A 23998-nucleotide genomic window follows, 5' to 3' on the forward strand; every position below is an offset into this window, starting at 1 on the left:
GCTTTTCCGGGCCGGTAGCACGGATCGGGCCTGCCCGGCCAGCGTGAGCCCGGGCCTACGCGGCTGGGCGGCCGGGCGCCGCGGCGAGCCGCGTGAAGGACCACGTCACCGCGGTGTCGGCACCGACCCGGAGATGCAGGGCGATCTGGTCCGTGCGGCGCGCGCCGGTGAGCCCGGCGAAGTAGACGCTCTCCTCGATCGCGGTGGTGGCGCCCTCGGCGGCGAAGAGCCAGACCTCGCCCAGCGGGCTCGCGAGCTCCAGACCCTCGGGGACCGTGCGCACGGCGATGGCCGGATGCAGGTGGAAGCGCACGGCGACCTCCTGGGGACGCAGGCGCGTGCCCTCGCGGCCGGGGCTGCGCAGGAAGTTGTCGAGCCCGTCGAGTCGGGCCCCGTCCGCCCGCAGCGTCCAGCGGCGCTCGTGCACGATGCCGAAATCCGGCCCGTAGCCGTCGTGCCGGCCGGCGAGGACGAGGGCCTCCTCCGTCTCGGTGCGCTGGCTCTTCACCGTGCGGGGGCCGCGCAGCACGGCGGGCCCGAGGCGCCGCATCAGCCAGTCGGCGGCGAGGTCCTCGGCCCACCAGCCGCTCGGCCCGAGGAAGCGGCAGGAGGAGGCCTCGGCGACGGTGGCGGTGGAATGGGCGGCGGTGGAGCGGGCGATCCGGCGCAGCTCCGGCCCGCTCGCGGGCAGGCCGCAATTGACCACGATGCGCTGGGGCCCGCTCGACATCTCGAAGGAGAGGCAGCCCGCCCCGGCATTCAGCGAGTAGGGCAGCGGGGGGCTCGGGCCGACATCGGCCACCACCACGACGCGGCCCGCCTCGAGGCGCTCGTAGCCGGAATTCGGCGCGTGCATGAGCGGCCGGGCGAGCGCCCCGTCATAGACGAGGAGCGTGGCGAGCTGGTCGGCGGCGGTGGCGCCCATGCCGTTGAAATGGCTGAGCGAGGCGTCGGCGTGGCGGAGCAGCCGGAGCAGCGGCAGCATCCGGTCGATGGCGCCGATCAGGGCGGCGGGCGGCTCGACGTTGCGGCTGAGATAGCTCTGGCGCAGCGGCAGCAGGTCGAGCAGCAGCTCCATCGCGAAATGCGGGTCGCGGGAGCGGTGTCCGCCATCGGCCAGGACCTGCCGGTCGAGCTCGCGCGACAGGATCCGGGTCGCCCGCCTTAGGATCGGCTGGATGCCCTCGCAGCAGAGGCCCGCATAGCAGAGGGCCACCGCGGCCACGAGGCGCCATTGTGGCGGCACGCCGCGGCGCAGATCCCGCTCGAGCTGCTGCGCGCCGCGGGCGACCGCCTTGAGGAAGGCCTGGTAGAAGCCGTGGTCGGCCCCCTCCAGCACCAGGGGCGACTGGCACAGGAAGGAGATCAGCCGCCGCGCCGCCACCGGCGTGCGCCGGGCCAGGGTGGGGTCGCCCCGGCCGGCCATGAAGTCGGCGAGGAAGGCGCGGGCATTGGCCCGGGCGAGCGCCGTGTCGGCGGCGCGCAGGTGGCGCAGCCAGCCGAAGCCGTAGAGCATCTCGGCCCACTCGGCCGAGGGCGGCGCGTAGTCGAAGGGCGAGCCGCCGCTGGCCGCCAGCGAGCGCCCGGCGAAGACGAAGAGCCCGGCATAGATGTCGTCGGCGAAGGTGGCGTCGGCGGTGCGCAGGTCGTGGGGCGCGATGACGAGACCGGTGACCTTGACCCGCGCCAGGAGGTCCGGCGGCGCGGTCAGCCGCGCGCTCGTGGCGCGCGCCACCCGCGCGGCCTCGCGCCCGACGAGCCGGTAGAAGCGCCAGCGATCAGGCCCCCAAGCCATCAGGCCCCCAGCCACGGACTCTCCTCAGCCTCATCCGCCGAAGCGCCCCCATGGTTCAGGGGGGCATGCGATCGAGGGCCCGAGCGGCCTCCCTGATCAAGCTAGAGCGGGCCTCTTAACCATCGGTTTACGCTGTGTCATGGGCGGTCTGCGGCCGTGCCGTCGCATTCTGCGCGGTCCCGGCTTATGCTGGGTCCCCAAGGAGAGCCGCCATGTCGTATACCGTGCACTGGACGACCCCGTCGGGCCCGACCTCGGAAGCGCACGCGATCGGCCTGCGCGCCGCCGAGCGGGCCATGACCTTCGCGAATCTCGGTGCCGCGAACGTTTATGTCGAGACGAGCGACGGCCGCGTCTTCCGGGCGCCGACAGAGATGTCGGAGCTGGTCCGGCAGGCGGAGGACGCCGACGCCTGCGGCCACGCCTGAGGGACAACCGGTCCGAACGGTCTCCGCATCCGCACGCGTCTTCGGCTCCGCGCGTCTGGTGACGCCGGAGGCTTGGCCGGAGAGGGAGACGCGGGACGCCGCGGAACCCTGAACGATATGCGCAAACACCGGTCCCCCGGCGTCCCGCGGATGAGAGAGGCAGGCTGCCCGGTCTCACCCGATTTGAGCGTCGCGGTTTCTTGGATACCCGCCTGCATCGACCCCGACCTCGGATGGCCTGGTATCGGGGTTGGTCCCGCGACGCGGTGCGTCCCCCATCCCAGCCTCGTCCTCGGCAGACGTAACGTGTCCTGCACCCGGCCTCGTATTGGGCCCGGCATCGGTTCCTCGACCTGCAGGCCGGACTGTCGGCGCTGTCCCGTGTTCGTCCGGGCTGGCGCCGAGAACGGCCCTGTGTCGCGCAGAGGCGCCCGGGGCACCGGCTGACCCGCCGGCGACGCGGGAACCGCCGCGCTGTCCTGGTCCTTGCCGGCGGTCATCCGGCTCGGGCTCCCTGCTCACGGCGCGCCGGGTTGCAGGACCCGTCGCGCCGCGGGACAGCGCATGGGCAGGTGCGTACGTGTTTTGTTCTCGCATGTCAAGCTTATTGTCATAATCTGGGCTCGTTCTCCTCTCCCTTTGCGGGGAGGGGCCAGGGGTGGGGGTGGGGCAGGAGGCACCGTCACGCCTCATCCTGGGCCACCCCCACCCCTGACCCCTCCCCGCAAGGGGGCGGGGAAGAGCCTCTTCCGGACAATGGCTGGGGAGCGGCCAGCGGCGATGCCGGATCAGGCGCAGGTCCCCTCCCCCGAACGCGATACCGAGCCCCCTATCGCTCCCGCTCCGCCAGCCGGTCGATCAGCCCCTGCATGCCGCTCGGCACCGGCTCGGCGGCGGCCTTGGCGTAGAGGGTGCGCAATTGCCGGCCGATCTCGGCGAGGCTCAGCGAGCCCTTCACGATGACCCGGTCGGCGGAGTGCGCCAGGGCCGCCTTCTCGCTGGCGGTGATCTCCTTGGCGGTGAGCACCACCACGGGGATGTCGCCGTCCGGCCGCGCGCGCAGCGCCCGCAGGAAGCCGAAGCCGTCCATCTCCGGCATCATCAGGTCGAGGAGGATCAGGTTCGGGCGCGCGAGGTCGATGCGGGCGAGGGCGGCGCGGCCGTTCTCGGCCTCGTCGACAGTCCAGCTGTCGCGGGAGAGCGTGCGGTGGAGGCGGGCGCGGGCGTCGGCGTCGTCGTCCACCACGAGGACTCGGGCCTCGTGCCCCTGCGGCCGGTAGCGCTCCATCAGGCCCTTCAGCCGGTCCCAGTCGATCGGCTTGACGAAATAGTCGGTGGCCCCGAGCGCCTGGCCGAGGCCCTCCTCGGCCACCACCGAGGTCATGATGACCGGGATGCCGGCGAGATCCGGATCGCTGCGCACGGCGTGGAGAACGGCCCAGCCGTCCATGCGCGGCATCTCCACGTCGAGGAGGATCGCCCGCGGCTTCAGCGCCCGCGCCAGGGTGAGCCCGGCCCGCCCGTCATTGGCTGTGCGCACGTGGAAGCCCTCGCGCTCCAGGAAGCGCCCGAGGAGCTCGCGCGCGGCCGGGTCGTCGTCCACGATGAGGACGGCGTCGCCCTCCTCCTCGGCCTGGGCGGGGGTGGGCTCGGGCGCCTCCGGCGCCACGGTGGCGTCCTCTGGGGCGAGCGTCGCGGGCAGGCGGATGGTGAAGGTCGAGCCGCGCCCGGGCTCGCTCTCGACCGAGACGTCGCCGCCCATGGCCCGGCAGAAGGCGCGGGTGATCGAGAGGCCGAGGCCGGAGCCGCCGAACTTGCGCGTGGTCGAGTCGTCGGCCTGCGAGAAGCGCTGGAACAGCCGCCCGATCTGCTCCGCGTCGAGACCGATACCGGTGTCGCGCACCGCGAAGGCGAGCCAGTCGGCGCCCTCCTCCCGGTGGCGGTCCACGGTGAGCACGATCTCGCCCGCCTCGGTGAACTTGGCGGCGTTGCCGATGAGGTTGAGGAGGCACTGGCGGATCTTGGTCTGGTCCTGGTGCATCCGGCCGAGGCCGGGCGCGAGCTCGGCCCGGAACGCGTTGCGCTTCTTCTCGACGAGCGCCCCCGTCGCGTCCGCGACGTCGGCGACGAGGTCGGCGACCGCGAAGGTCTCGGGCACCGCGGTGACGCGGCCGGCCTCGATCTTCGAGATGTCGAGCACGTCGTTGATGAGCGAGAGCAGGTGGCGCGCATTCGCCTCGATCTTGCGCAGGTCCGGCAACAGGCCCGCCTGGCCGGCATCCTCCAGCTCCTCGCCGAGCATCTCGGAATAGCCGATCACCGCCGAGAGCGGCGTGCGCAATTCGTGGCTCATGTTGGCGATGAACTGGCTCTTGGCGCGGTTGGCCGCCTCGGCCGCCGCCCGCGACCGCTCGATCTCGGCCTCGGCCTCCTTGCGCTCGGTGATGTCGACATTGGTGCCGACCCATTCGCGCAAGGCGCCGTCCGGATCGAGCACCGGCACGCCGCGCACCTCCATGTGGCGCCACTGCCCGTCGCGGCGGCGCAGGCGGTACTCCACCTCGTAGACCTTGCGCGCCTCGACGCAGCGCGCCCATTCCTCGGCGGCATGCGCCCGGTCGTCCGGATGGACCGCGTCGACCCAGCCCCAACCCTGATAGGCCTCCTCGCCCTGGCCGGTATAGGCGCTCCAGCGCGGCTGCGGCGGCATCAGCTCGCCCGCGGCGGTGGTGTTCCAGACGACGGCCGCGGAGGCGTCGATCAGCGCCCGGAAGCGCTCCTCGGAATGGCGCAGGCGCTCCTCGGCGGCGCGGCGGCGGGAGATGTCGGTGTTGGTGCCGTACCAGCGCAGGATCCGGCCCTGCGCGTCCCGGTGCGGCATGGCCTGAGACAGGAACCAGCGGAACTGCCCGTCCGCGCCCCGCAGCGGGAAGGTATCCTCCCAGGGGGTGCCCGCCGCGATCGCCTCCCGGAAGCGCGCCTCGACTCGGGCAACGTGGTCGGGATGGTGCACGCCGCGCCAGCCCCAGCCGCGCATCTGGTCGAGGGTGGTGCCGGTGTAGTCGTACCAGCGGCGATTGTACCAGAAGATGGCGCCGTCCCCGTCGGCCATCCAGGCGAGCTGCGGCAGCGCCTCCGCGAGGTTCTCGTAATCGGTCTGGGTGGCGCGCCCCGTATCCGTGGCGCCGGCGCCTTCGCGGGGTGGGGACTCACGCATCGGAGGTTCGGGCCCGGTTGGATGCACGGCGCGACGCGCCGCGAGACCGGCATAGATAGCGCGGGCGGGCCGAGGGAAAGCCTTCAGCCCCGCGCCGCCCGGCCCGCGCGGAAGGCGTCCACGGCGTAGAGGGCGAGTGCCAGCCAGATCAGCACGAACATCGCGAGCCGGTGCGGCTCCACGTGCTCGCCATAGGCCAGCACGCTGAGGGCGAGCAGGCAGGTCGGGGCGAGGTACTGCATCAGCCCGAGCGTCGCGAGGCGCAGGCGCTCGGCGGCCGCCGCGAACCAGATCAGCGGCACCGCCGTGGTGATGCCGGTCAGCGCCAGCAGCAGCAGGCTGCGCGAATCCGGGGGAAAGATCGGATCGGGGGTGAGCCAGAGGAAGGCCATGGCGGCCGGGGCCAGGACCAGCGTCTCGGCCAGGAAGCCGATCATCGGATCGACGCCGACCACCTTCCGCACCAGCCCGTAGAGGGCGAAGGTGAGCGCCAGCGCCAGCGACACGGCGGGCAGGTCCCCGGCCCAGGCCACGGCGAGGCAGACGCTCGCCGTGGCGATGCCGACCGCCACCAACTGCGCCGGGCGCAGCCGCTCGCCGAGCACCACGGCGCCGAGGCCGACGCTCATCAGCGGGTTGATGTAGTAGCCGAGGCTCGCATCGAGCAGGTGGCCCTGGTCGACGGCGCGCAGATACAGGAGCCAGTTGACGCCGATCAGCAGCGCCGAGACCACGAGGAGCCCGTGCCGGCGCGTGAGCGGGAACGGCATGCGGACGCGCTTGCGCCAGATCAGGACGAGCCCGCCCACGAACAGGATCGACCAGAGGATGCGCTCGGCGAGGATGTAGCTCGGGCTGAAGGCGCCGAGCAGCCGGAAATGCACCGGCACCAGGAGGCCCCAGCTCAGATAGGCCCCGAGTGCGTAGACGAAGCCCACGACGTGCATCCTCCCCGCCCGCGCAATTTGCGCGCGTGCCGGGGCGGCATAGACCCGGGACCGGAGCGCCGTCAGGTGCGCGGGCGCACGCTGCGGGGCAGGCATCCCCCTCCCCCTTGCGGGGAGGGGCCAGGGGTGGGGGTGGTTCAGGATGGAGCGCCGAGCGTTGTTCGGTACCACCCCCACCTCCAACTCCTCCCCGCAAGGGGGAGGAGAGGCCCGCGGCGCGCCCGGACCCTCAGCCCCGCTCCGCCGGCTGGCAGGTGGCGCAGAAGAAGGTGGAGCGGCCGGATTGCACGATGCGGGCGACGCTGCCGCCGCAGCCCGGGCTGCGGCAGGGCTCGCCGAAGCGGTCGTAGACCCGGAAGGCGTGCTGGAACGCACCCGAGGTCCCGTCCGTGTGGGCATAGTCGCGCAAGGTGGAGCCGCCTGCGGCCACCGCCTCGGTCAGCACGGCTTTGATCGCCTTGGCGAGCAGCTTCGCCCTCGGGGTCGGCTTGCCGTCGGGCCCGGCGAGCGCCCCGGCCGGCGTCTCGGGGTGGAGCCCCGCCCGGTGCAGGGCCTCGCAGACATAGATGTTGCCGAGCCCCGCGATCAGGCGCTGGTCGAGGAGCGCGGCCTTGAGGGGCGTGAACCGGTGGCGGAACAGCCGGGCGATCAGGGCCCCGTCGAGCCCCGGCTCCAGGGGCTCGACCCCCATCCCCGCGAAGTGGCGGCAGGCGGCGAGCCCCTCCGTCGGCACGAGGTCCATGAAGCCGAAGCGGCGCACGTCGTTGTAGGTGACGGTGGCCCCTGTCCCCATCGCCATCACCACGTGGTCGTGCTTCGGCACGCCGGCGGCGCCCTCCAGGTAGAAGTCGCCCGGCGAGAGGTTGCGACCGTCCGGCATGGCCACGTCGAAGCGCCCGCTCATGCCGAGATGCATGACCAGGGTCTCGCCGGAATCGAGATGGGCGGTGAGGTACTTCGCCCGGCGCGCCAGATCGATGACGGTGCGACCTTCCAGACGCTCGGCGAAGCGCTCGGGGAACGGAAAGCGCAGGTCCGGCCGGCGGAGCGTCACGCGGCTGAAGCGGGCACCGACCATGGCCGGCGCGAGGCCGCGGCGCACGGTCTCGACCTCGGGAAGCTCGGGCATGTCTCTTCGGGCTGGCGGTTCTGTCTGACGCCGATATCGGCTTCCCCGCCCCGGCGCACAATCCCATCCGCCGGTTTGCCCATCCGCCGGTTTGCCCATCCGCCCGTTTGCCCGCCGGCCCGCGGCGATCCGCGCGGGGACGCGGTGCCTTCGCGGGGGACCTGGGGATTCGACGCATGGCGGTTTGCGGCAGCCTTCGCTATGAGGCGCCAGGGCTCTGGAGCCATGCCCGATCGCGTTGCGATCAGGCATGGCTCCAAGCCTTCGTCGTGATGCGCTCTCATGCACCGAACCGGTGCCCACTGCGGTGGAGAGCGCTCGAAAGCAGGTGATCGATGGCGGGCGGAGACCGGACGCGGGACGACGAGACCACCGATTTCGGCTTCGAGCGCGTGGCGCTGGGGTCGAAGCAGGGGCGCGTGGACGCGGTGTTCCACTCGGTCGCCCGCCGTTACGACCTGATGAACGACCTGATGTCGGGCGGCCTGCACCGGGCCTGGAAGACGCAGCTCGTCTCGATGCTGCGCCCGCCGAAGAGCCGCCCCTTCCGCCATCTCGACGTGGCCGGCGGCACCGGCGACGTGGCCTTCCGGGTGCTCGATGCGGGCGGCCCGCGGACCTCCGTGACGGTTCTCGACATCAACGAATCGATGCTGCGCGTCGGCGCCGAGCGGGCGCCCCAGCGCTTCGAGGGCCAGGTCGACTTCGTCACCGCCAATGCCGAGAGCCTGCCCCTGCCGGACGAGAGCTTCGACGGCTACACCATCGCCTTCGGCATCCGGAACGTGCCGCGCATCGAGGCGGCGCTGGCGGAGGCCAAGCGCGTGCTGAAGCCCGGCGGGCGCTTCCTCTGCCTCGAATTCTCGCAGGTCGACCTGCCGGTGCTCGACAAGATCTACGAGGCCTATTCCTTCCACGTGATCCCGCGCATCGGCGCGCGGGTGGCGGGCGACGCCGAATCCTACCGCTACCTCGTGGAATCGATCCGCAAGTTCCCGACGCGGGGCGCCTTCGCCGGGCTGATCGAGCAGGCCGGCTTCCGCCATGTCAGCGACCGGCCGCTGTCCGGCGGCATCGTGGCGATCCATTCCGGCTGGAAGGTCTCGTGAGCGTGTCCCGGACCGGCCAGGGCCGCTGAGCGGTGATCGGCGCGATCTTCCATCTGGCGCGCGGTGCGCATGTCGGCTTCGTGCTGGCGCGCGAGGGCGCCCTGTCCTTCGTGGACGCCGCGGAGCTGCCGCCGCATCTGCGGCTCGCCCTCAGGGTCGGGCGCTGGCTGGAGCGGCCGGGGCTCGGCGAGGGCGCGGCGCGGCTCTCGGCGGCGATGACCCGGCTCGGGCCGAGCTACGTCAAGTTCGGCCAGTTCCTGGCGACGCGCCCCGACATCGTCGGCATGGCCGCCGCCCGCGACTTGGAGAAGCTGCAGGACCGGGTGCCCCCCTTTCCGCAGGGACAGGCGATCCGGGTGATCGAGACCGCCTTCGCCAAGCCGCTCTCGGCCCTCTTCGTCGCCTTCAGCGAGCCGATCGCCGCGGCCTCGATCGCCCAGGTCCACAAGGCCGTGGTGCAGGATGCCGACGGCACCCAGCGCACGCTTGCCGTCAAGGTCATGCGGCCCGGCGTGCGCGAGCGCTTCCAGCGCGACCTCCAGGTGATGCGCTTCATCGCCCGGGTGGTGCACGCCCTCTCGCCCCAGGCCGAGCGCCTGCGCCCGCGCGAGGTGGTGGAGATCCTCGCCCGCTCGGTGATGATGGAGATGGATTTCCGGCTCGAGGCCGCGGCCGCCTCCGAGCTCGCGCAGAACACCAAGGACGACCCCGATTTCCGCGTGCCGAAGCCCGATTGGGAGCTGACCGCGCGCGACGTGCTCTCCTCCGAATGGATCGACGGCACCAAGCTGCACAGCAAGGCCGACATCGTGGCCGCCGGCCACGACCCGCAGGCGGTCGGCCGCGCGGTGATCCAGAGCTTCCTGCGCCACGCCATCCGCGACGGCTTCTTCCACGCCGACATGCACCAGGGGAACCTGTTCGTGGACGCGCAGGGCCTGCTGGTGGCGGTCGATTTCGGCATCATGGGCCGGCTCGGCCCGAACGAGCGGCGCTTCCTCGCCGAGATCCTGCTCGGCTTCATCATGCGCGACTACCGCCGCGTCGCGCAGGTGCATTTCGAGGCCGGCTACGTGCCGGCGCACCACTCGGTGGACGATTTCGCGCAGGCCATCCGTGCCATCGGCGAGCCGATCCACCAGCGCCGGGCCGACGAGATCTCGATGGCCAAGGTGCTCACCCTGCTGTTCGACGTGACCGCCCTGTTCGACATGAGCACGCGGACCGAGCTGGTGATGCTGCAGAAGACCATGGTGGTGGTCGAGGGCGTCGCCCGCTCCCTCGATCCCCGCCTCGACATGTGGACCACCGCCGAGCCGGTGGTGCGGAGCTGGATCGCCCGCAATCTCGGCCCCGTCGGCCGCCTGGAGCAGGGCGCGGAGGCCTTGCGCACCATCGCCGACGTGGTGGCCGAGGTGCCGGACCTCGCCCAGCGCCTCAAGCGCGTGCTGGTCCGCCTCGACGAGGCCGGGACCGGCGACGCGCGGCGCCTGGAGCGCTTCGCCCGCGACGAGCGCCGCCGCGCCGTCCTGCAGACGGCCGCGCTCTGGGCCATCGCCGTCGGTGCGCTGGTGCTGGCCTTCCGGTAGAAGATCTCTCCATGACCCTGCCGCTCGCCGACCGCCGCATCCTCCTCGTCATCGGCGGGGGCATCGCGGCCTACAAGGTGCTCGACCTGATCCGGCGCCTGCGCGAGCGCGGTGCGAGCGTCTGCCCGGTGCTGACGCAGGGCGCGCAGGAATTCGTGACGCCGCTCGCCGCCGCGGCGCTCGCGGGCGAGCGGGCCCATACCGACCTGTTCGACCGCGCCGAGGAGGCCGATATCGGCCATATCAAGCTCGCGCGGCAGGCGGATGCGGTGGTGGTGGCGCCGGCCACCGCCAACCTCATGGCGAAGATGGCGACCGGGCAGGCGCCGGACCTCGCCGCGACGGTACTGCTCGCCACCACCCTGCCGATCCTGATCGCGCCCGCCATGAACGTGCGGATGTGGGAGCATCCGGCGACGCAGCGCAACCTCGAGACGCTGAAGCGCGACGGCGTGCGCGTGGTCGGCCCGAATGTGGGCCGGATGGCCGAGGCCGAGACCGGGCCGGGGCGCCTCGCCGAGCCGGAGGAGATCGCCGACGCGCTCGAAGCGATGCTCGGCGCGAAGGCGGGGCCGCTCGCGGGACGGCGCGTCCTCGTCACCTCCGGCCCGACCCACGAGCCGATCGACCCGGTGCGCTACCTCGCCAACCGCTCCTCGGGCCGCCAGGGCCACGCCATCGCCGCCGCCGCCGCCGAGGCCGGGGCGCAGGTGACGCTGGTCTCGGGCCCGGTCGCGATCCCGGATCCGCCCGGCGTCGCTGTGGTGCGCATCGAGACCGCCCGCGCGATGCTGGCCGCCGTGCAGGCGGCCTTGCCCGCCGACCTCGCGATCTTCGCTGCCGCGGTCGGCGACTGGCGCCCGGCCGCCGAGCAGGGCTCGAAGATCAAGAAGGACGGCGCCGAGCCGCCGCCCCTCGCCCTCGTCGAGAATCCCGACATCCTGGCGACGGTCTCGAGGATGTCCGAGGGCCGGCCGCGCCTCGTGGTCGGCTTCGCGGCCGAGACCGACGCGGTGCTCGACCATGCCCGCGCCAAGCTCGCCCGCAAGGGCTGCGACCTCCTGGTGGCCAACGACGTCTCGCCCGCGGGCGGGGTGATGGGCGGGGCGGCCAACACCGTCCACCTGCTCGCGCGCGACGGCGCCGTGGAGACCTGGCCGACGCTCGCCAAGGACGAGGTCGGTCGCCGCCTGGTGGCGCGGTTCGCGCAGATCCTGGACGCGGGCTGAGTTCAGGCCGCCGTCAGACGCTGAAGATCAGCCCCCTGTGCGACGTGCTCGCTCACGTCGAGGATCTCGACGGCGACGATCCGGCCTTCCGCGTCGAAGTCGAGCACGACACCGGGTCGCACCTCTTCGCTCTCTACGATGGCGACATCCGCAAAGCGGAGATAGAGCGCGTCCGCTTCGGCATCATAGCGGCTTTTCACGTCTTGCGCCTCCGACCACGGTCGAGGAAAGCCGTCACGATGTGACAGGCTCCATGTCCGGGAACATATACCACGCGCAACACGCGGCCGTCGCGCTCCGGGACGCTCCGATAAGCCCGCATCCGTTCGGGATGCTTCGGATCTGGTTCGGTACTCTCTGCCTCCAGCACCGTGCGTTCGACCCAGGCACGTTCGATCCCTCTCTCGGCGAGGGCATCGAGTGCATGACGCCCATAGCTGAATCTCGTCATCCGATAGTCTGCGACGCTTGCGATCGAGCCGAGATCTCATACGCGATCTCGTGCCGATGCACGTCTCGGAATGACGTCGTCGCGGGATAGATCAGCGAGACGATCAGACGCCGGCTCTCACCCCTCCCGCGGCAGCATCCGGTCGCTGATGATCCGGCGCTGGATCTCGCTGGTGCCCTCGAAGATCGTGGTCAGGCGGGCGTCGCGCCAGTAGCGCTCGACGCGGCGCTCGGTGGTGTAGCCGTTGCCGCCATGGAGCTGCATCGCCTGGTTCGTCACCCGCACCGCCATCTCGGTGGCGAGCAGCTTCACCATCGCCGATTCGCTCTCGGCCGGCTCGCCCTGGTCGAGGAGATGGGCCACCTGGCACCAGAAAGCGCGGGCTTGGGCCACCTCCGCCGCCATGTCGGCGAGGGCGAAGCGCAGCGCCTGGAACGCGCCGATCGGCTGGCCGAACTGCTCGCGCTCCTGGAGATAGGCCTGGGTGTCCTCCACTGCGGCGCGGGCGACGCCGACCGCGCGGGCTGCGGTGTGGACGCGGGCGATGTTGAGGCCGCGCTGCACGGCGGCGAAGCCGCCGGAATCGGCGTCGGCCCCGACATCGCCGTAGAGGCCGGTGAGGCGGTCGCTCTCGGGCACGCGCACGCCGTCGAGCTCGAGCTGGTAGGTCTGGAAGCCGTGATAGCCGACCTTGTCGATGGCGTGCCCCGTCATGCCCGCGGGGAAGGTGCCGGGCTCCTTCACCACGAGGAAGGGCTCCAGCCCCGCCGAGCGCGGCTCGCCGGGCTCGGGGTCGCGGGTGCGGGCCAGCACCTCGATGAAGTCGGCGGCGAGCGCGAAGCCGGCCCAGCGCTTGGTACCGGTGAGGCGCCAGGCATTGCCCTCGCGCACGGCCCGCGTCTGCACGCCGGCGAGGTCGGAGCCGGCCGTGGGCTCGGAGAGCGAGATGCTGCCGATCCACCGGCCCCTGGCCGACTTGCGCAGCAGGTCGAGGCGGCGCGCGTCGTCGAGGGTCTGGGTGCCGAGGCCCTGGCCGCGGGCCAGGATGCTGCCGACCGAGAGCCAGGACCGGGCGAGCTCCTCCGAGACGAGGCAGTACTCGAACACGCCGAGGCCCATCCCGCCATGCTCGGCGGGGATGGTGATGCCGAACCAGCCCTTCTCCGCCATGGCGTCGATGAGGGAGCGGGGCATCTCGCCCTTCTGCGGGTCGAGTTCGTCGGCGAGCGGCAGCACCACGTCGCGTGCGAAGGCGCGGGCCTCGGCCTGGAGCGCGGCGCGCGCCGCGCTGCGCCAGGGCGCGAGCAACTCGGGCGGGGCCGGCGCGATGGTCTCGGGCTTCGTCTCGGGTTTGGGCATGGTCTCCTCCTGGCCGGGGAGATAGGGCGCAGCTTGACCCTTTCCGGATGCGGCGCATGCCCCGCGCCCCGCCAAATCCGGGGCCAATCCGCGGGCCAGCCTTGACGGCGGGCCGGGTGCGGGCTCATTGGCCGGCGACGCCAGGAACGGCCGCCGCGTCAAGGGAGCGGCCGGGAAATTGAGCGCCTAGGAGGCCCCTTTGAAACGCTCCCGCCGCACGAAGATCGTCGCCACCCTCGGGCCGGCCTCCGACTCGCCCGAGATGATCGCGAAGCTCTTCCACGCGGGCGCCGACGTATTCCGGCTCAACATGAGCCACCTGCCGCGCGAGAAGCTGCCGGAGAAGGTCGAGGTCATCCGCGCCGTCGAGCGCGAGGCCAAGCGCCCGATCGCCATCCTCGTCGACCTGCAGGGGCCGAAGCTGCGCCTCGGCACCTTCGCCGAGGGTGCCGCGATGATTCAGAACGGGGCGAATTTCGTCCTCGACGGCGACCCGACGCCCGGCAATGCCGACCGCGTCTACCTGCCCCATCCCGAGATCCTGCAGGCGCTGGAGCCGGGCCACGCCATCCTGGTGGATGACGGCAAGCTGCGCCTCACGGTGGTCGAGGTCGGGGAGGCGCGCGCCGTGACCCGCGTCGAGGTCGGCGGCCGCATCTCGAACCGCAAGGGCGTGTCCCTGCCCCACACCGTGATCCCGCTGCCGGCCATGACCGACAAGGACCGCGCCGACCTTGAGGCCGGCCTCGCCGCCGGCGCCGACTGGATCGCGGTCTCCTTCGTGCAGCGGCCCGAGGACGTGGCCGAGGTGAAGACGGTCTGCGCCGGCCGCGCCCTGGTGATGGCCAAGATCGAGAAGCCGCAGGCGCTCACCCGCCTGGAGGAGATCGTCGAGATCTCGGACGGCCTGATGGTCGCCCGCGGCGACCTCGGCGTGGAGATGCCCCTGGAGCAGGTGCCAGGCGTGCAGAAGCGCATCACCCGGGCCTCGCGCCGCCTCGGCAAGCCGGTGGTGGTGGCGACCCAGATGCTCGAATCGATGATCTCGGCCCCCGTGCCCACCCGCGCCGAGGTCTCGGACGTGGCGACCGCCGTCTACGAGGGCGCGGATGCGGTGATGCTCTCGGCCGAGAGCGCGTCCGGCGCCTTCCCCGTGGAGGCGATCACCACGATGAGCCGCATCGCCGAGCAGGTGGAGCGGGACGTGCTCTACTGGTCGATCATCCGCGCGCAATCCTCGAAGCCCGAGCACACCGCGTCCGACGCCATCGCGGCGGCCGCCCACCAGATGGTCGACGCGCTGGAGCTCGACACGATCATGGCCTGGACGCATTCGGGCTCGACGGCGCTCCGCCTCTCCCGCGAGCGCCCGAACGCCTCGGTGATCGCCCTGACGCCGAAGCGCGAGACGGCGCGGCGGCTGGCCATGGCCTGGGGCACGCACCCGATCGTGACGAAGGACGCGAGCGACGTGGACGACATGGCCTTCCGCGCCTGCAAGTTCGCGGTGCGCGAGCGCTTCGCCGAGATCGGCGACCGGGTCATCGTGGTGGCGGGCGTGCCCTTCGGGACGCCGGGCGCGACGAACCTCGTGCGCATCGCCTTCATCACCCGCGAGCACGCCGAGCGGGCTTAAGGACACGATTCCCCTCCCCCTTGCGGGGAGGGGTCAGGGGTGGGGGTGGCTCAGGATGGGGCGCCGAGCGTTGTTCGGTCCCACCCCCACCTCCGGCTCCTCCCCGCAAGGGGGAGGAGTGGACCGGGGTGCTACGCCTCCGCGTCCTTGCGCTCGTAGCGCGTGAGCAGCGGCGTCTGGGCCAGCGCGAACACCACGGTGAGCGGCATGATGCCGAACACCTTGAAGTTCACCCAGAAATCCTCGGTCTGCGTGCGCCAGACCACCTCGTTGAGGACGGCGAGCGCCAGGAAGAACAGGCCCCAGCGGAAGGTGAGCTTGCGCCAGCCCTCCTCGGTGAGCGCGAACATCGAATCGAGCACCACCGAGAGCAGCGACTTGCCGAAGGCGAGGCCGCCGAGCAGCACCACGCCGAACAGGGTGTTCACGATGGTGGGCTTCACCATGATGAAGGTCTTGTCCTGCAGGAGCAGGGTCAGCCCGCCGAACACCACCACCACGACCCCCGAGACCAGGGGCATGATCGGAAGGCGCCGCACCAGGGCGTAGTGGATGGCCAGCGCGACCACGGTCGCCGCCACGAACAGCCCGGTCGCCACGAAGAGCTTCTGGTCGGGGCTCACCCCGAAGCGCTCGGCATAGGCGTTGCCGAGGAAGAACAGCACCAGCGGCCCCATCTCCAGGACGAGCTTCAGGAGCGGCGGCAGGTGGCGGTGCGGGGGGACGGATTCGATCTGCATGGGGCGTGATATAAGCGTTCCTGGCATGTCTGTATCGAGCGCGGCGCGCGGGTGCCGGGCAGAACCGCCCGGCCCGCTTCGGCGAAGGGCGCCCTAACCCTTCTCCAGCCCGGCGATGGCGCGGGCGAAGTCGCGGGCCGCGAAGGGCTCCAGATCCTCCACGCTCTCGCCGACGCCGATGAAGTGCACCGGCAGGCCGAACTTCGCGGCGAGCGCCACGAGGATGCCGCCGCGCGCCGTGCCGTCGAGCTTGGTCATCACGAGGCCGGAGACCGGCGCCGCCTGCGAGAACAGCTCCACCTGGCTCAGCGCGTTCTGGCCCACCGTCGCGTCGAGCACGAGGAGCGTGGCGTGGGGCGCCTCGGGGTCGACCTTGCGGATGACGCGGATGATCTTCTCCAGCTCCGCCATCAGCCCGGCCTTGTTCTGGAGGCGGCCGGCGGTGTCGATGAGGAGCACGTCGGTGCCGGCTGCCTGCGCCTGCTTGAGGGCGTCGAAGGCGAGGCCGGCCGCGTCCGCTCCCTGCGCGCCGCTGATCACCGGCGTGCCGGTGCGGGCGCCCCAGACCTTGAGCTGGTCGATGGCCGCGGCGCGGAAGGTGTCGCCCGCCGCCAGCATCACGCTGCGGCCTTCCGCCTTGAACTTCAGCGAGAGCTTGCCGAGCGTCGTGGTCTTGCCCGCCCCGTTCACGCCGACGCAGAGGATCACGAAGGGCTTCCGCGCGGTGTCGATCACCAGTGGATGCGCCACCGGGTCGAGGGCGCGCTCCACCTCGGTGGCGAGGATGGCGCGGACCTCGTCCGGCGAGATGCCCTTCTCGTAGCGGCCCTTGCCGACGGCCTCCGAAATCCGCGTCGCGGTCTCGACGCCGAAATCGGCCTGGATCAGCGCGTCCTCAAGGTCCTCCAGGGTGTTGGCGTCGAGCTTGCGCTTGGTGAAGAGCCCAGTCACCCGCTCGGACAGGGCCGAGGAGGTGCGCTTCATCCCCGAGGTCAGGCGGCCCCACCAGCCCTTCGCCTCGCGCTGCGGCTCGGCCGCGGCGTCGTGGGCGAGCGCGGCGGCCACGTCGACGGGCTGGACCGGCGGCGGCTCGATCACGGGCTCGCGGGCGAGTTCCGTCTCGTCCGCGGGCTCGGCGCCGCGCGCGGGGTCGTCGCCCGCGGTGCCGGCCGGCGGGCGCTCGGGCTCGCCCGCGATCGGTTGCAGGTCGGCGCCCTCGATCGCGTCGGGGACCGCGTTGCGATCGGACTCGTCCGGGTCCGGCTCGCTCGGCGGCAGCGGCACCTGCTCGACCGCATCGGCGCCAGTGGCGAAGTCGGGCTGGCCTTCGGCGGGCGAGGCCGGCGAGTCGATCGGCGGCTCGACGGGCTGGTCGGCCGGCTGATCCGCGGGGTGCGATCCCTTGCGCCCGAACAGGCGCCCGAACCAGCCCGGCTTGTCCTCGCTCATCGTGTGGTCCCTGCTCGCCGCGCCCGTTCCCTGAGGCGCAGAAATAATCTAGCCGGAGCGGATGTCCGCCCCGACCCTGCTGCCTGACATAGGCGCGCGCCTCCTCTACCGCGATGCCCTGCTGCTCGTCATCGACAAGCCGGCGGGTTTGCCGGTCCATCCGGGCCCGAAGGGCGGCGAGACGCTCACCGACCATCTCGACGCCCTGCGCTTCGGCCTGCCCCGGCGCCCCGAGGCCGTGCACCGGCTCGACCGCGACACCTCGGGCTGCCTCGCCCTCGGCCGCCACGCCAAGGCGCTCGCGCGGCTCGGCAAGCTCTTCGCCGGCTCCTCCGTGCGGAAGACCTACTGGGCGGTGGTGGAGGGCGGTCCCGCGGCCGAGAGCGGCAGCATCGACATGCCGCTCGCCCGGCGCTCGCCCGATCCGCGCTCGTGGTGGATGAAGGCCGATCCGGCCGGCGACCCGGCCCTGACGCATTGGCGCGTCCTCGGCCGCGGCGATGGCCGCACCTGGCTGGAGCTGAGTCCCGTCACCGGGCGGACGCACCAGTTGCGCGTGCATTGCGCGGAATCCGGCTGGCCGATCCTCGGCGACCCGATCTATGGCGGCGGCCCGCGCGGGGGTGTCCTGCACCTGCACGCCCGCGCGCTGTCGATCCCGCTTTATCCGAAGCGCGATCCCGTGCGGGCGGAGGCGCCCGCGCCGGCGCATATGCGTGCGGCGCTCTCGGCCTGCGGGCTTCCCGATTCGATGTGAGCCTTCGGGCCCTGCCCCGGCGCGACCGCGGCGTCCGGTCAGGCGCGGGTGCGGCCCCGGTTCAGCGCCACGGCGGCGCGCACCAGATCCATCAGGGCCTCCGCGTCGATCGCGTCGCCCTCGCGAAGATCGATGGCGCGCCGCGTATTGCCCGTGAGGCTGGCGTTGAAGAGGCCCGCGGGATCCGCGAGCGCGGCGCCTTTGGCGAAGGTCATCTTGACCACGGCCTGGTAGGTCTCGCCGGTGCAGACGATCCCGTCATGGCACCAGGTCGGCACGCCGCGCCATTTCCATTCCTCGACCATGTCCGGGTCGGCCTGCCGCACGAGGCCGCGGAGCCGGGCGAGCATGTCGCCCCGCCAGTCGGCCAGCTCGGCGATCCGGTCGTCGATGTGCTGCGCGGGCGACTTCCCCTCCGCGGGCGCGTCCTCGCCCATGGCATCCCTCTCCGTCCGCTCGGCCCTTTCAGGCCGCGAGGCGCGGCGCCTCCTCGATCGGCGGCACCGCGCGCCGCTCGGCGATCTCCGCTGCGATCTCCGCGGCGAAATGAGCCTCCTGGCGCAGGCGCTCCTGCTCCTCGCGGAAGCTCGCCAGGATCGCGTCCGGAAGGGCGTCGAGCACGGCGTCGATCGCGTCCGCGCCGGCCGGCGCCTCCGCCACGGCCGGCTCTTCGGGCCGCGCCGCGACCGCGCGCTTCTGGGCCTCGCGCCAGGCGACGTCCTCGTCGCGCACCGCGCGGTGGGCGGCCTCGCGGGCCAGCGCCTCCTCGGCGATGGCGCGGGCGACCTCGCGGGCCTCGTCGCGGGCGGCCTCGGCCTCATAGCGGGCGAGCAGGGCCATCACAGCCTGCATCTCGCCGAAGGGCATGTCCTCGCAGGCGGTGATCGCCCGCTCGATCATGCGGCGGGAGAGGCCAGCCCCGCGCAAGCTGGTGGCCCCATCCTGCGCCTCGCGCCAGGCGGAGAGGGCGGCGGCGATCGCCGGAAGCAGGGCCTCGGCGAGGCCGGCGCGGCGGTGCAGGTCGGCGATGCCGCGCGGCTCGCGCATCAGGTTCGCCACGCGGACATGGTCGAGGCCGCTGAGATCGGCGAAGGCCGCCTCGGCGAAGCCCATCTGGCCGGACAGGATCGCCCGCAGGATCAGGCCGGCATTGAGCTGGCCGGTGCCGCGCAGGTGGCGCACCACGCGCGCGACGGCCGCGGGGCCCGCGCCGGCGCAGAGGTCGAGCACGCCGCGCTCGCCCGCCTCGCGGGTCATGCGGGCGCCGCGCTCCGGGCTCAGCCAGCCGCAGCCGGTGACGAAGTGCGACAGGGTCTCGGCGAGGCGCACGCCCAGCGCATGGCGCACTTCGATCGGCAGCTCGGCCCGGGCCAGCAGGGCCTCGCGCAGGGTCGCATCGGCCCCGTGCCGTTCGACCATGCGCAGCATGCGCCCCGTGGTGATGCGGGCGGTCGGGTTGCGGGCGAGCACCGCGAGCGTGTCCGGCGCGGCGATCTCGGCGAGCGCCCCGGCCACCGCATGCGAGAGATGGTGGCGGCCGGCGATCGCCGCGCGCACAGCCTCGCAGCCCATCGCGGCGGCGTCGACGAGGTCGGCATCGGTGAGGACCGGCGAGCGCGCGAGGACGAGGCAGGCGACCTCGGTCTGGTCGCAGGCCAGGGCGACGACGAGGGGACGCGGCGCCCGCGTGGAGGCGGCGCAGGCCTCGGCGAGCGCCCGGCGCACGATAGGGGCTGAGTCGTCCAGAAGGGCGAGGAGCGCGGTCTTGGCCTCCCAGGCGGCCTCCGGGGCGAGGTTGCCGTAGAGATAGGCCCGCGCCAGGGCCGAGGCGGCCTCCGCCCGGTGCCCGGCCGAGGAATGCTGGGTCGAGGCCAGGAACTGGCGGATGATCATGGGCCGCTCCGGGTCAGATAGAGGGAGGTCCTGAGGCTCGCGGCCGTCGCCGCCGCGGCGAGCTCGGCCGGTCGGCGGGGCGGCAGCGGCGGGTTCACGATGACGGCGCCGGCCGCCGCCACGCCCTCTGCGACTGGCTCGGCCACGGCCGCGACGATCGAATCCGCCCCGGGCTCCGAGCGCGGGAAGTAGCGGGCGGCGGGCGCCTGTGCGGGCGCGCCGTCCGGGCGGCCCTGCCAGAGGCGGGTGAGCCCCTGCGCCACGGGGCCGGCGCGCCGGTCTGTCTGGAACAGGCTGCGCAGGTCGGCCCCCGCGGCATAGGCGGAGGCCGCGTAGGAGGTGGTGGCCTGGGGCAGGCCGCTCGCCTGGCTCTGGAGCGCGGCATCCGCGACGCCCCGCGCCGTGGCCGAAAGGTTGGCGTAGAGTTCCGAGACGCTGCGCGGGCGCCCGGCCTTGTCGAAGAACAGGGCGCGGTTGGCGGCGGCCGCCTCCGGCAGGTCGAGGGCGGCCGGCCGGTCCGGCGTGTCGCGGGCGGCGGTGATCAGCGCCGTGGCGCCGCGGGCGCCGAGCACGTGGGCAGCGTAGAGGTCGCCGGAGGAGGCCTCGCGCCCGAGGGCGGCGGCGAGCGCCTCGCCGTTCTTCTGGGTGAGCGCGCCGGCGAGCGCCGCGGAGACCTTCGGGTCGCGGCGCAGGTCCAGGATCGTCTGCCGCGCGGCCGGGTCGGCCACCGCATAGGTGCCGTCGGGCCGGGCGGTGATGGCGTCGGCATAGGTGGAGAGGCCGAGGCGGGTGCCGGCGTTCTTCATCACCCCGAGCCAGGTCTGCTCGATGAACTGGAACAGGCCGGTGGCGCTGGAGGTCCCGGCCTTGGCGGCCGGGTCGAGGGCGGATTCGCGCTGCGCGGTGGCGAGCAGGTAGTCGAAGCCGACGCCGCTGGCCTTGGCCCCGTCGCGGATCGCGTCGACCACGCCGGGTGGCGCGGTGCGCGTCGCCGCGGCGGCCGGCGGGGCCGGCTCGCGGGGGGGGGAGGGCGTGGTGAACAGGAACATCCGCGAGGCCGCATCCGCGATCCGCGCCGGCCTTCGGAATCCGGCGCCGGGAAGCTCCCTTCCCGTCCGCGAACCTGTCGCCGTTATGGTAAAGAAAGCTTGAAGTGCCGCCGCTTGCGCCCGTCCCGCGGCGCGGCGAGACCCTCCGGTGTTCCGCGATGCAATGCCTCCTGGTCCTCGAACCCGACGCCCTGCCCGACGCGGCCTCGCTCGCCGCCCTGCGGGCGCGCGCGCCGGACCTCCGGATCCATCTCCGGATCGACGCGGCGGAGGTGCCCGGCCCTGCGCTGACCCTCGCCCAGGACGGGGTCGCGGCGGTGGTCGCGGGGGCCGGCGATCTCGCGCGCCTCGCCAACCGGCTCGCGGTGCACGAGGCCGAGGCGGGACTGCCGGACGGCGCGACGCGGATCGTCGCGCTGATCGGCAGCGCCGCGGGCGTGCTCGGGGCGGCGGGCCTCGCGGGGGCGAGCCCGCGGCTCGCGGGCCTCGCCTGGGATGCCGAGGCGCTTGCCGACGATCTCGGGATCGACCTCGATCTGTCGGGGGCGTGGCCGGCCCCGCTCGCGCAGGCACGGGGGCAGGTGGTGCTCGCGGCGCGGGTGGCCGGGGTTCCGGCCTTCGAGACGGTGCGCCGCGATTCTGCGTCCCTCGCCGGGACGGCCGAGGCGGCGCGTCTGGACGGATTCGCGGGGATCGCGGTGCGGGATCCGGCCGAGGCCGCCCTGATCGCGGCTCAGCCGCCCTTGTAATCCCCCGCGCCCTTCGGGCGCCGCATGGTGAAGCGGTTCTCGGGCCGCACGGCGAAGTAGTCGAAATAGCCGCCGCGCATGATCGGGACCATGGCGGCGGTGTCGACGAGCCCGTCCTTCACGTAGCGGTCGTCGACGTAGATCGAGACCACCTGCCCGACCACGAGGAAGTTCTTGGCCTCCGAGCCGTCGAGCGGCGTCAGCGCCACGGTCTGCAGCCACTTGCACTCGATCGCCGCCGCCGCATCCGCGACTCGGGGCGGGCGCACGAGGCGCGAGGGCGCGGTGGCGAGCCCGGCGAAGTCGAACTCGCTCTCGCCCCGCGGCAGGGGCGCCGAGGAATCGTTCATCGCCTCGCGCAGGTCCCAGCTCGCGAGGTTGCAGACGAACTCGCCCCCCTCTTCCGCGAAGGTCATCGCGTCCTTCCGCCCCGTCGAGGAGAAGGCCACCATGTCGTCGCCCACCGCGTTGAAGAACGAGTAGGGCGCGAGGTTGAGCCGGCCGTCGCGGCTCATGGCGCTGATCCAGCCGATCGGGCGCGGCGCCACGATCGCCTTCAGCGGGTTGTGCGGCAGGGTGCGGTTGTCGGGGCCGTAATGCATGCCTTGCCTCTCTTCCCGCCGTGCGGCGGCACGGCGCAAGCGCTACTGCGCGTCGCCGCATTCTCTTCTCGCGCAGCCGGCGTGGACTTGGCGGCGGGCGGCGGATCGAAAGGTCCGGGGACCGGACCTTTCGCACATTCTCACAGGCGCGTGACGATGTCGGCGAGGTCCGGCCGCGGCCGGTCGCTCGGCACCGCGTCGGCGCGGCCGATATGCACGAAGCCGGCCAGCCGCTCCGTGGGCGCGAGCCCGAGCGCGTCGAGCACGCGGCGGTCGTAGGCGAACCATTCGGTAAGCCAGGATGTGGAAAAGCCCGCGGCGTTGGCGGCCACGACGAGGTTCATCGCCGCCGCGCCCGCCGAGAGCACCTGCTCCCATTCCGGGATCTTCACGTGCGGGCCGGCGCGGGAGACCACCGCCACCACGGTCGGGGCGTGGCCGAGGCGGCGGCGCTCCAGGTCGAGCCGGGCGGCGTCGGCCTCCGGGTTGTCCGCCGCGTAGGCCGCCGCGATGGTCTCGCCGATGCGGGCCCGCGCCGCACCCTCGATCACGATGAAGCGCCAGGGCGCGAGCTTGCCGTGGTCCGGCACCCGCGCGGCCAGCGTCAGGATCGCATCGAGCGTCGGGCCGTCCGGGCCCGGCTCGGCGAGCTGAATCGGCGGCACGGAGCGGCGGGTGCGGAGCATGTCGAGGGTGGCGTTCATCGGCGCGCGGGGGCTCGCATTCGGACGGGCCGACGTGACATGGCCCGAGCGGGACTTGGCACGGCCCGCGCGGGGTTAACAAGGGCGGGCGTGCGGGTCGGCCTTGAGGGCGCCATTGTCGCGCGGCACATCCTCGATGCGGGACGATCGGAGACGGCTTTTTTCCAATGCGCGCAACGCTCATGCCCTGGCTGATCCTGGCGGCGCTGACGGGCACGGCGGCGGCGCAGGACGACGCCTTCCCCAACCGCCTCGGCGGCGGCGTGCCCTCGCCCTCGATCACCGCGCCGTCCTTTCCGCAGGCCCCGGCCGAGACCGAGGCGGATCTCTCCCTCTCCGCCCTGCTCGCCGGCATCGGCACGCCGCTGAAGGCGGGCCTCGCCTGGCGCATCTACGACGATCGCGGCGACGGGACCCGCCCCAACATCGTCGCGCGCTCGACCGATGCGGAACCCAGCTTCAAGCTCGCCCCGGGCAACTACGTCGTCACCGTCACCTACGGCTTCGCCAGCGCCCTCAAGCGGGTGACCATGTCCGGGCAGCCCGTCAGCGACACCCTGCGGGTGAGCGCGGGGGCTCTGCGCCTCTCCGGCGCGGTCGGGGACGTGCGGATCGCCCCCGCCCAGCTCTCCTTCTCGGTCTTCGTGCCGGTGGGGACCAATTCGGAGGGGCGGCTGGTGCGCAGCGGCGTGAAGGCCGGCGACCTGCTCCGCCTGCCCGAGGGCACCTACCACGTGGTCTCGACCTACGGGGAATCGAACGCGATCCAGCGCGCCGACCTCAAGGTCGAGAACGGCAAGATCACCGACGCGACGCTCAACCACCGCGCCGCCACGGTCACCCTGAAGCTCGTCGCGGCGCCCGGCGCCGAGGCCTTCGCGGGCACCGCCTTCAGCGTGCTGACGCCCGGCGGCGACACGATCCGCGAGGCGATCGGCGCCTTCCCGCAGGTGACGCTCGCGGAGGGCGACTACGTCCTCATCGCCCGCCATGACGGGCAGGTCTTCACCCGCGAGTTCAAGGTCGAGAGCGGCATGGACCGCGACATCGAGGTGGTCGCCAAGCCGTCCTGACGGCCGGCCGCGCGAGCCTCTCTTTGTCACACGACGCTTCGTTACGCAGGCGAAGCGATCAGCAGAGGGGGCAGACGACACCGCCCCGCTCCA

General features: G+C 72.8%; 22 protein-coding genes. 8 read left to right on the top strand and 14 right to left on the bottom strand.

Annotated elements, in window-relative coordinates; genetic code table 11:
- Positions 1–55: 55 nt before the first annotated feature.
- Positions 56–1795: a heparinase II/III family protein gene (locus MTDSW087_RS02235; RefSeq protein ID WP_144760205.1), complete on the bottom strand. Its 1740-nt coding sequence runs from the start codon at positions 1793–1795 to the stop codon at positions 56–58.
- A gap of 212 nt (positions 1796–2007) precedes the next feature.
- Here MTDSW087_RS02235 and MTDSW087_RS02240 point away from each other — a divergent pair, with 212 nt between their 5' ends.
- Positions 2008–2223, top strand: a complete 216-nt coding sequence (locus tag MTDSW087_RS02240) for a hypothetical protein (protein WP_144759590.1) — start codon at positions 2008–2010, stop codon at positions 2221–2223.
- Between the two features lie 829 nt (positions 2224–3052).
- Here the strand turns inward: MTDSW087_RS02240 and MTDSW087_RS02245 are convergent.
- The 3 genes from MTDSW087_RS02245 to mutM form a co-directional block, all read right to left on the bottom strand.
- Positions 3053–5440 carry a hybrid sensor histidine kinase/response regulator gene (locus tag MTDSW087_RS02245; RefSeq protein ID WP_144759593.1) on the bottom strand — a complete coding sequence of 796 codons (2388 nt, stop codon included), beginning with the start codon at positions 5438–5440 and terminating at the stop codon, positions 3053–3055.
- 83 nt (positions 5441–5523) lie between these two features.
- Positions 5524–6378, bottom strand: coding sequence for an EamA family transporter RarD (gene rarD, locus MTDSW087_RS02250; RefSeq protein WP_144759596.1), 855 nt, complete (start codon positions 6376–6378; stop codon positions 5524–5526).
- Positions 6379–6616: 238 nt separating this feature from the next.
- Positions 6617–7516: a bifunctional DNA-formamidopyrimidine glycosylase/DNA-(apurinic or apyrimidinic site) lyase gene (mutM, locus tag MTDSW087_RS02255; RefSeq protein WP_144759599.1), complete on the bottom strand. Its 900-nt coding sequence runs from the start codon at positions 7514–7516 to the stop codon at positions 6617–6619.
- Between the two features lie 335 nt (positions 7517–7851).
- On the opposite strand from mutM, the gene ubiE reads away from it, so the two are divergent.
- Genes ubiE through coaBC form a run of 3 tightly spaced genes read left to right on the top strand, consistent with a single transcriptional unit; the run spans position 7852 to position 11443 of the window.
- On the top strand, positions 7852–8625 hold the full coding sequence (gene ubiE, locus MTDSW087_RS02260) for a bifunctional demethylmenaquinone methyltransferase/2-methoxy-6-polyprenyl-1,4-benzoquinol methylase UbiE (protein WP_144759601.1): 774 nt from the start codon (positions 7852–7854) through the stop codon (positions 8623–8625).
- Positions 8626–8657: 32 nt separating this feature from the next.
- Positions 8658–10214, top strand: coding sequence for a 2-polyprenylphenol 6-hydroxylase (gene ubiB / locus MTDSW087_RS02265; protein WP_144759603.1), 1557 nt, complete (start codon positions 8658–8660; stop codon positions 10212–10214).
- A gap of 11 nt (positions 10215–10225) precedes the next feature.
- On the top strand, positions 10226–11443 hold the full coding sequence (gene coaBC, locus MTDSW087_RS02270; protein WP_144759607.1) for a bifunctional phosphopantothenoylcysteine decarboxylase/phosphopantothenate--cysteine ligase CoaBC: 1218 nt from the start codon (positions 10226–10228) through the stop codon (positions 11441–11443).
- A 2-nt stretch (positions 11444–11445) separates the two neighbouring features.
- Here the strand turns inward: coaBC and MTDSW087_RS02275 are convergent, their stop codons facing one another.
- The 3 genes from MTDSW087_RS02275 to MTDSW087_RS02285 form a co-directional block, all read right to left on the bottom strand.
- A complete protein-coding gene (locus MTDSW087_RS02275) occupies positions 11446–11643 on the bottom strand; it encodes a DUF2283 domain-containing protein (RefSeq protein ID WP_144759610.1) in 198 nt (65 codons plus the stop codon).
- Positions 11640–11894: a DUF4258 domain-containing protein gene (locus tag MTDSW087_RS02280; protein ID WP_144759613.1), complete on the bottom strand. Its 255-nt coding sequence runs from the start codon at positions 11892–11894 to the stop codon at positions 11640–11642. The genes MTDSW087_RS02275 and MTDSW087_RS02280 overlap by 4 nt, the downstream gene beginning before the upstream one ends.
- Before the next feature lie 117 nt (positions 11895–12011).
- Complete coding sequence (locus tag MTDSW087_RS02285; protein ID WP_144759616.1) at positions 12012–13253, bottom strand: acyl-CoA dehydrogenase family protein; 1242 nt, start codon at positions 13251–13253, stop codon at positions 12012–12014.
- Between the two features lie 199 nt (positions 13254–13452).
- On the opposite strand from MTDSW087_RS02285, the gene pyk reads away from it, so the two are divergent.
- Positions 13453–14889 carry a pyruvate kinase gene (pyk, locus tag MTDSW087_RS02290; protein WP_144759618.1) on the top strand — a complete coding sequence of 479 codons (1437 nt, stop codon included), beginning with the start codon at positions 13453–13455 and terminating at the stop codon, positions 14887–14889.
- A gap of 131 nt (positions 14890–15020) precedes the next feature.
- Here pyk and MTDSW087_RS02295 read toward each other — a convergent pair whose 3' ends face one another.
- Together MTDSW087_RS02295 and ftsY are read right to left on the bottom strand one after the other, a co-directional pair.
- On the bottom strand, positions 15021–15629 hold the full coding sequence (locus MTDSW087_RS02295; RefSeq protein ID WP_144759621.1) for a septation protein A: 609 nt from the start codon (positions 15627–15629) through the stop codon (positions 15021–15023).
- A 93-nt stretch (positions 15630–15722) separates the two neighbouring features.
- Positions 15723–17078, bottom strand: coding sequence for a signal recognition particle-docking protein FtsY (ftsY, locus tag MTDSW087_RS02300; protein WP_144759624.1), 1356 nt, complete (start codon positions 17076–17078; stop codon positions 15723–15725).
- Positions 17079–17139: 61 nt separating this feature from the next.
- On the opposite strand from ftsY, the gene MTDSW087_RS02305 reads away from it, so the two are divergent.
- Complete coding sequence (locus MTDSW087_RS02305) at positions 17140–17835, top strand: RluA family pseudouridine synthase (protein ID WP_144759627.1); 696 nt, start codon at positions 17140–17142, stop codon at positions 17833–17835.
- A gap of 38 nt (positions 17836–17873) precedes the next feature.
- Here the strand turns inward: MTDSW087_RS02305 and MTDSW087_RS02310 are convergent, their stop codons facing one another.
- The 3 genes from MTDSW087_RS02310 to MTDSW087_RS02320 are packed head-to-tail and all read right to left on the bottom strand — an operon-like array spanning position 17874 to position 20777.
- Positions 17874–18272: a DUF1801 domain-containing protein gene (locus MTDSW087_RS02310; protein ID WP_144759630.1), complete on the bottom strand. Its 399-nt coding sequence runs from the start codon at positions 18270–18272 to the stop codon at positions 17874–17876.
- A 28-nt stretch (positions 18273–18300) separates the two neighbouring features.
- The gene (locus MTDSW087_RS02315) at positions 18301–19728 is read right to left on the bottom strand and encodes a DUF2336 domain-containing protein (RefSeq protein WP_144759633.1); all 1428 of its coding nucleotides are present in this window, start codon (positions 19726–19728) and stop codon (positions 18301–18303) included.
- Complete coding sequence (locus tag MTDSW087_RS02320; protein WP_144759636.1) at positions 19725–20777, bottom strand: lytic transglycosylase domain-containing protein; 1053 nt, start codon at positions 20775–20777, stop codon at positions 19725–19727. Before MTDSW087_RS02320 ends, MTDSW087_RS02315 begins: the two co-directional genes overlap by 4 nt.
- Before the next feature lie 158 nt (positions 20778–20935).
- Between MTDSW087_RS02320 and MTDSW087_RS02325 the strand changes: the two genes are divergently transcribed.
- Positions 20936–21526 carry an aldolase/citrate lyase family protein gene (locus tag MTDSW087_RS02325; protein ID WP_144759639.1) on the top strand — a complete coding sequence of 197 codons (591 nt, stop codon included), beginning with the start codon at positions 20936–20938 and terminating at the stop codon, positions 21524–21526.
- Here MTDSW087_RS02325 and MTDSW087_RS02330 read toward each other — a convergent pair.
- A complete protein-coding gene (locus tag MTDSW087_RS02330) occupies positions 21511–22128 on the bottom strand; it encodes a flavin reductase family protein (RefSeq protein WP_144759642.1) in 618 nt (205 codons plus the stop codon). The genes MTDSW087_RS02325 and MTDSW087_RS02330 overlap by 16 nt on opposite strands.
- Positions 22129–22268: 140 nt before the next feature.
- Complete coding sequence (locus tag MTDSW087_RS02335; RefSeq protein ID WP_144759644.1) at positions 22269–22832, bottom strand: nitroreductase family protein; 564 nt, start codon at positions 22830–22832, stop codon at positions 22269–22271.
- 167 nt (positions 22833–22999) lie between these two features.
- Between MTDSW087_RS02335 and MTDSW087_RS02340 the strand changes: the two genes are divergently transcribed.
- A complete protein-coding gene (locus MTDSW087_RS02340; RefSeq protein WP_144759647.1) occupies positions 23000–23905 on the top strand; it encodes a hypothetical protein in 906 nt (301 codons plus the stop codon).
- The last annotated feature ends 93 nt before the right edge of the window (positions 23906–23998 follow it).

Origin of the sequence: Methylobacterium dankookense, assembly GCF_902141855.1 — a bacterium.
GTDB lineage: Bacteria > Pseudomonadota > Alphaproteobacteria > Rhizobiales > Beijerinckiaceae > Methylobacterium > Methylobacterium dankookense.

Coding starts and splice junctions, on each gene's coding strand:
- MTDSW087_RS02235 (WP_144760205.1), bottom strand. CDS start 1,795: ATGGCTTGGGGGCCTGATCGCTGGCGCTTCTACCGGCTCGTCGGGCGC.
- MTDSW087_RS02240 (WP_144759590.1), top strand. CDS start 2,008: ATGTCGTATACCGTGCACTGGACGACCCCGTCGGGCCCGACCTCGGAA.
- MTDSW087_RS02245 (WP_144759593.1), bottom strand. CDS start 5,440: ATGCGTGAGTCCCCACCCCGCGAAGGCGCCGGCGCCACGGATACGGGG.
- mutM (WP_144759599.1), bottom strand. CDS start 7,516: ATGCCCGAGCTTCCCGAGGTCGAGACCGTGCGCCGCGGCCTCGCGCCG.
- ubiE (WP_144759601.1), top strand. CDS start 7,852: ATGGCGGGCGGAGACCGGACGCGGGACGACGAGACCACCGATTTCGGC.
- coaBC (WP_144759607.1), top strand. CDS start 10,226: ATGACCCTGCCGCTCGCCGACCGCCGCATCCTCCTCGTCATCGGCGGG.
- MTDSW087_RS02280 (WP_144759613.1), bottom strand. CDS start 11,894: ATGACGAGATTCAGCTATGGGCGTCATGCACTCGATGCCCTCGCCGAG.
- MTDSW087_RS02285 (WP_144759616.1), bottom strand. CDS start 13,253: ATGCCCAAACCCGAGACGAAGCCCGAGACCATCGCGCCGGCCCCGCCC.
- MTDSW087_RS02295 (WP_144759621.1), bottom strand. CDS start 15,629: ATGCAGATCGAATCCGTCCCCCCGCACCGCCACCTGCCGCCGCTCCTG.
- ftsY (WP_144759624.1), bottom strand. CDS start 17,078: ATGAGCGAGGACAAGCCGGGCTGGTTCGGGCGCCTGTTCGGGCGCAAG.
- MTDSW087_RS02305 (WP_144759627.1), top strand. CDS start 17,140: ATGTCCGCCCCGACCCTGCTGCCTGACATAGGCGCGCGCCTCCTCTAC.
- MTDSW087_RS02310 (WP_144759630.1), bottom strand. CDS start 18,272: ATGGGCGAGGACGCGCCCGCGGAGGGGAAGTCGCCCGCGCAGCACATC.
- MTDSW087_RS02315 (WP_144759633.1), bottom strand. CDS start 19,728: ATGATCATCCGCCAGTTCCTGGCCTCGACCCAGCATTCCTCGGCCGGG.
- MTDSW087_RS02320 (WP_144759636.1), bottom strand. CDS start 20,777: ATGTTCCTGTTCACCACGCCCTCCCCCCCCCGCGAGCCGGCCCCGCCG.
- MTDSW087_RS02325 (WP_144759639.1), top strand. CDS start 20,936: ATGCAATGCCTCCTGGTCCTCGAACCCGACGCCCTGCCCGACGCGGCC.
- MTDSW087_RS02330 (WP_144759642.1), bottom strand. CDS start 22,128: ATGCATTACGGCCCCGACAACCGCACCCTGCCGCACAACCCGCTGAAG.
- MTDSW087_RS02335 (WP_144759644.1), bottom strand. CDS start 22,832: ATGAACGCCACCCTCGACATGCTCCGCACCCGCCGCTCCGTGCCGCCG.
- MTDSW087_RS02340 (WP_144759647.1), top strand. CDS start 23,000: ATGCGCGCAACGCTCATGCCCTGGCTGATCCTGGCGGCGCTGACGGGC.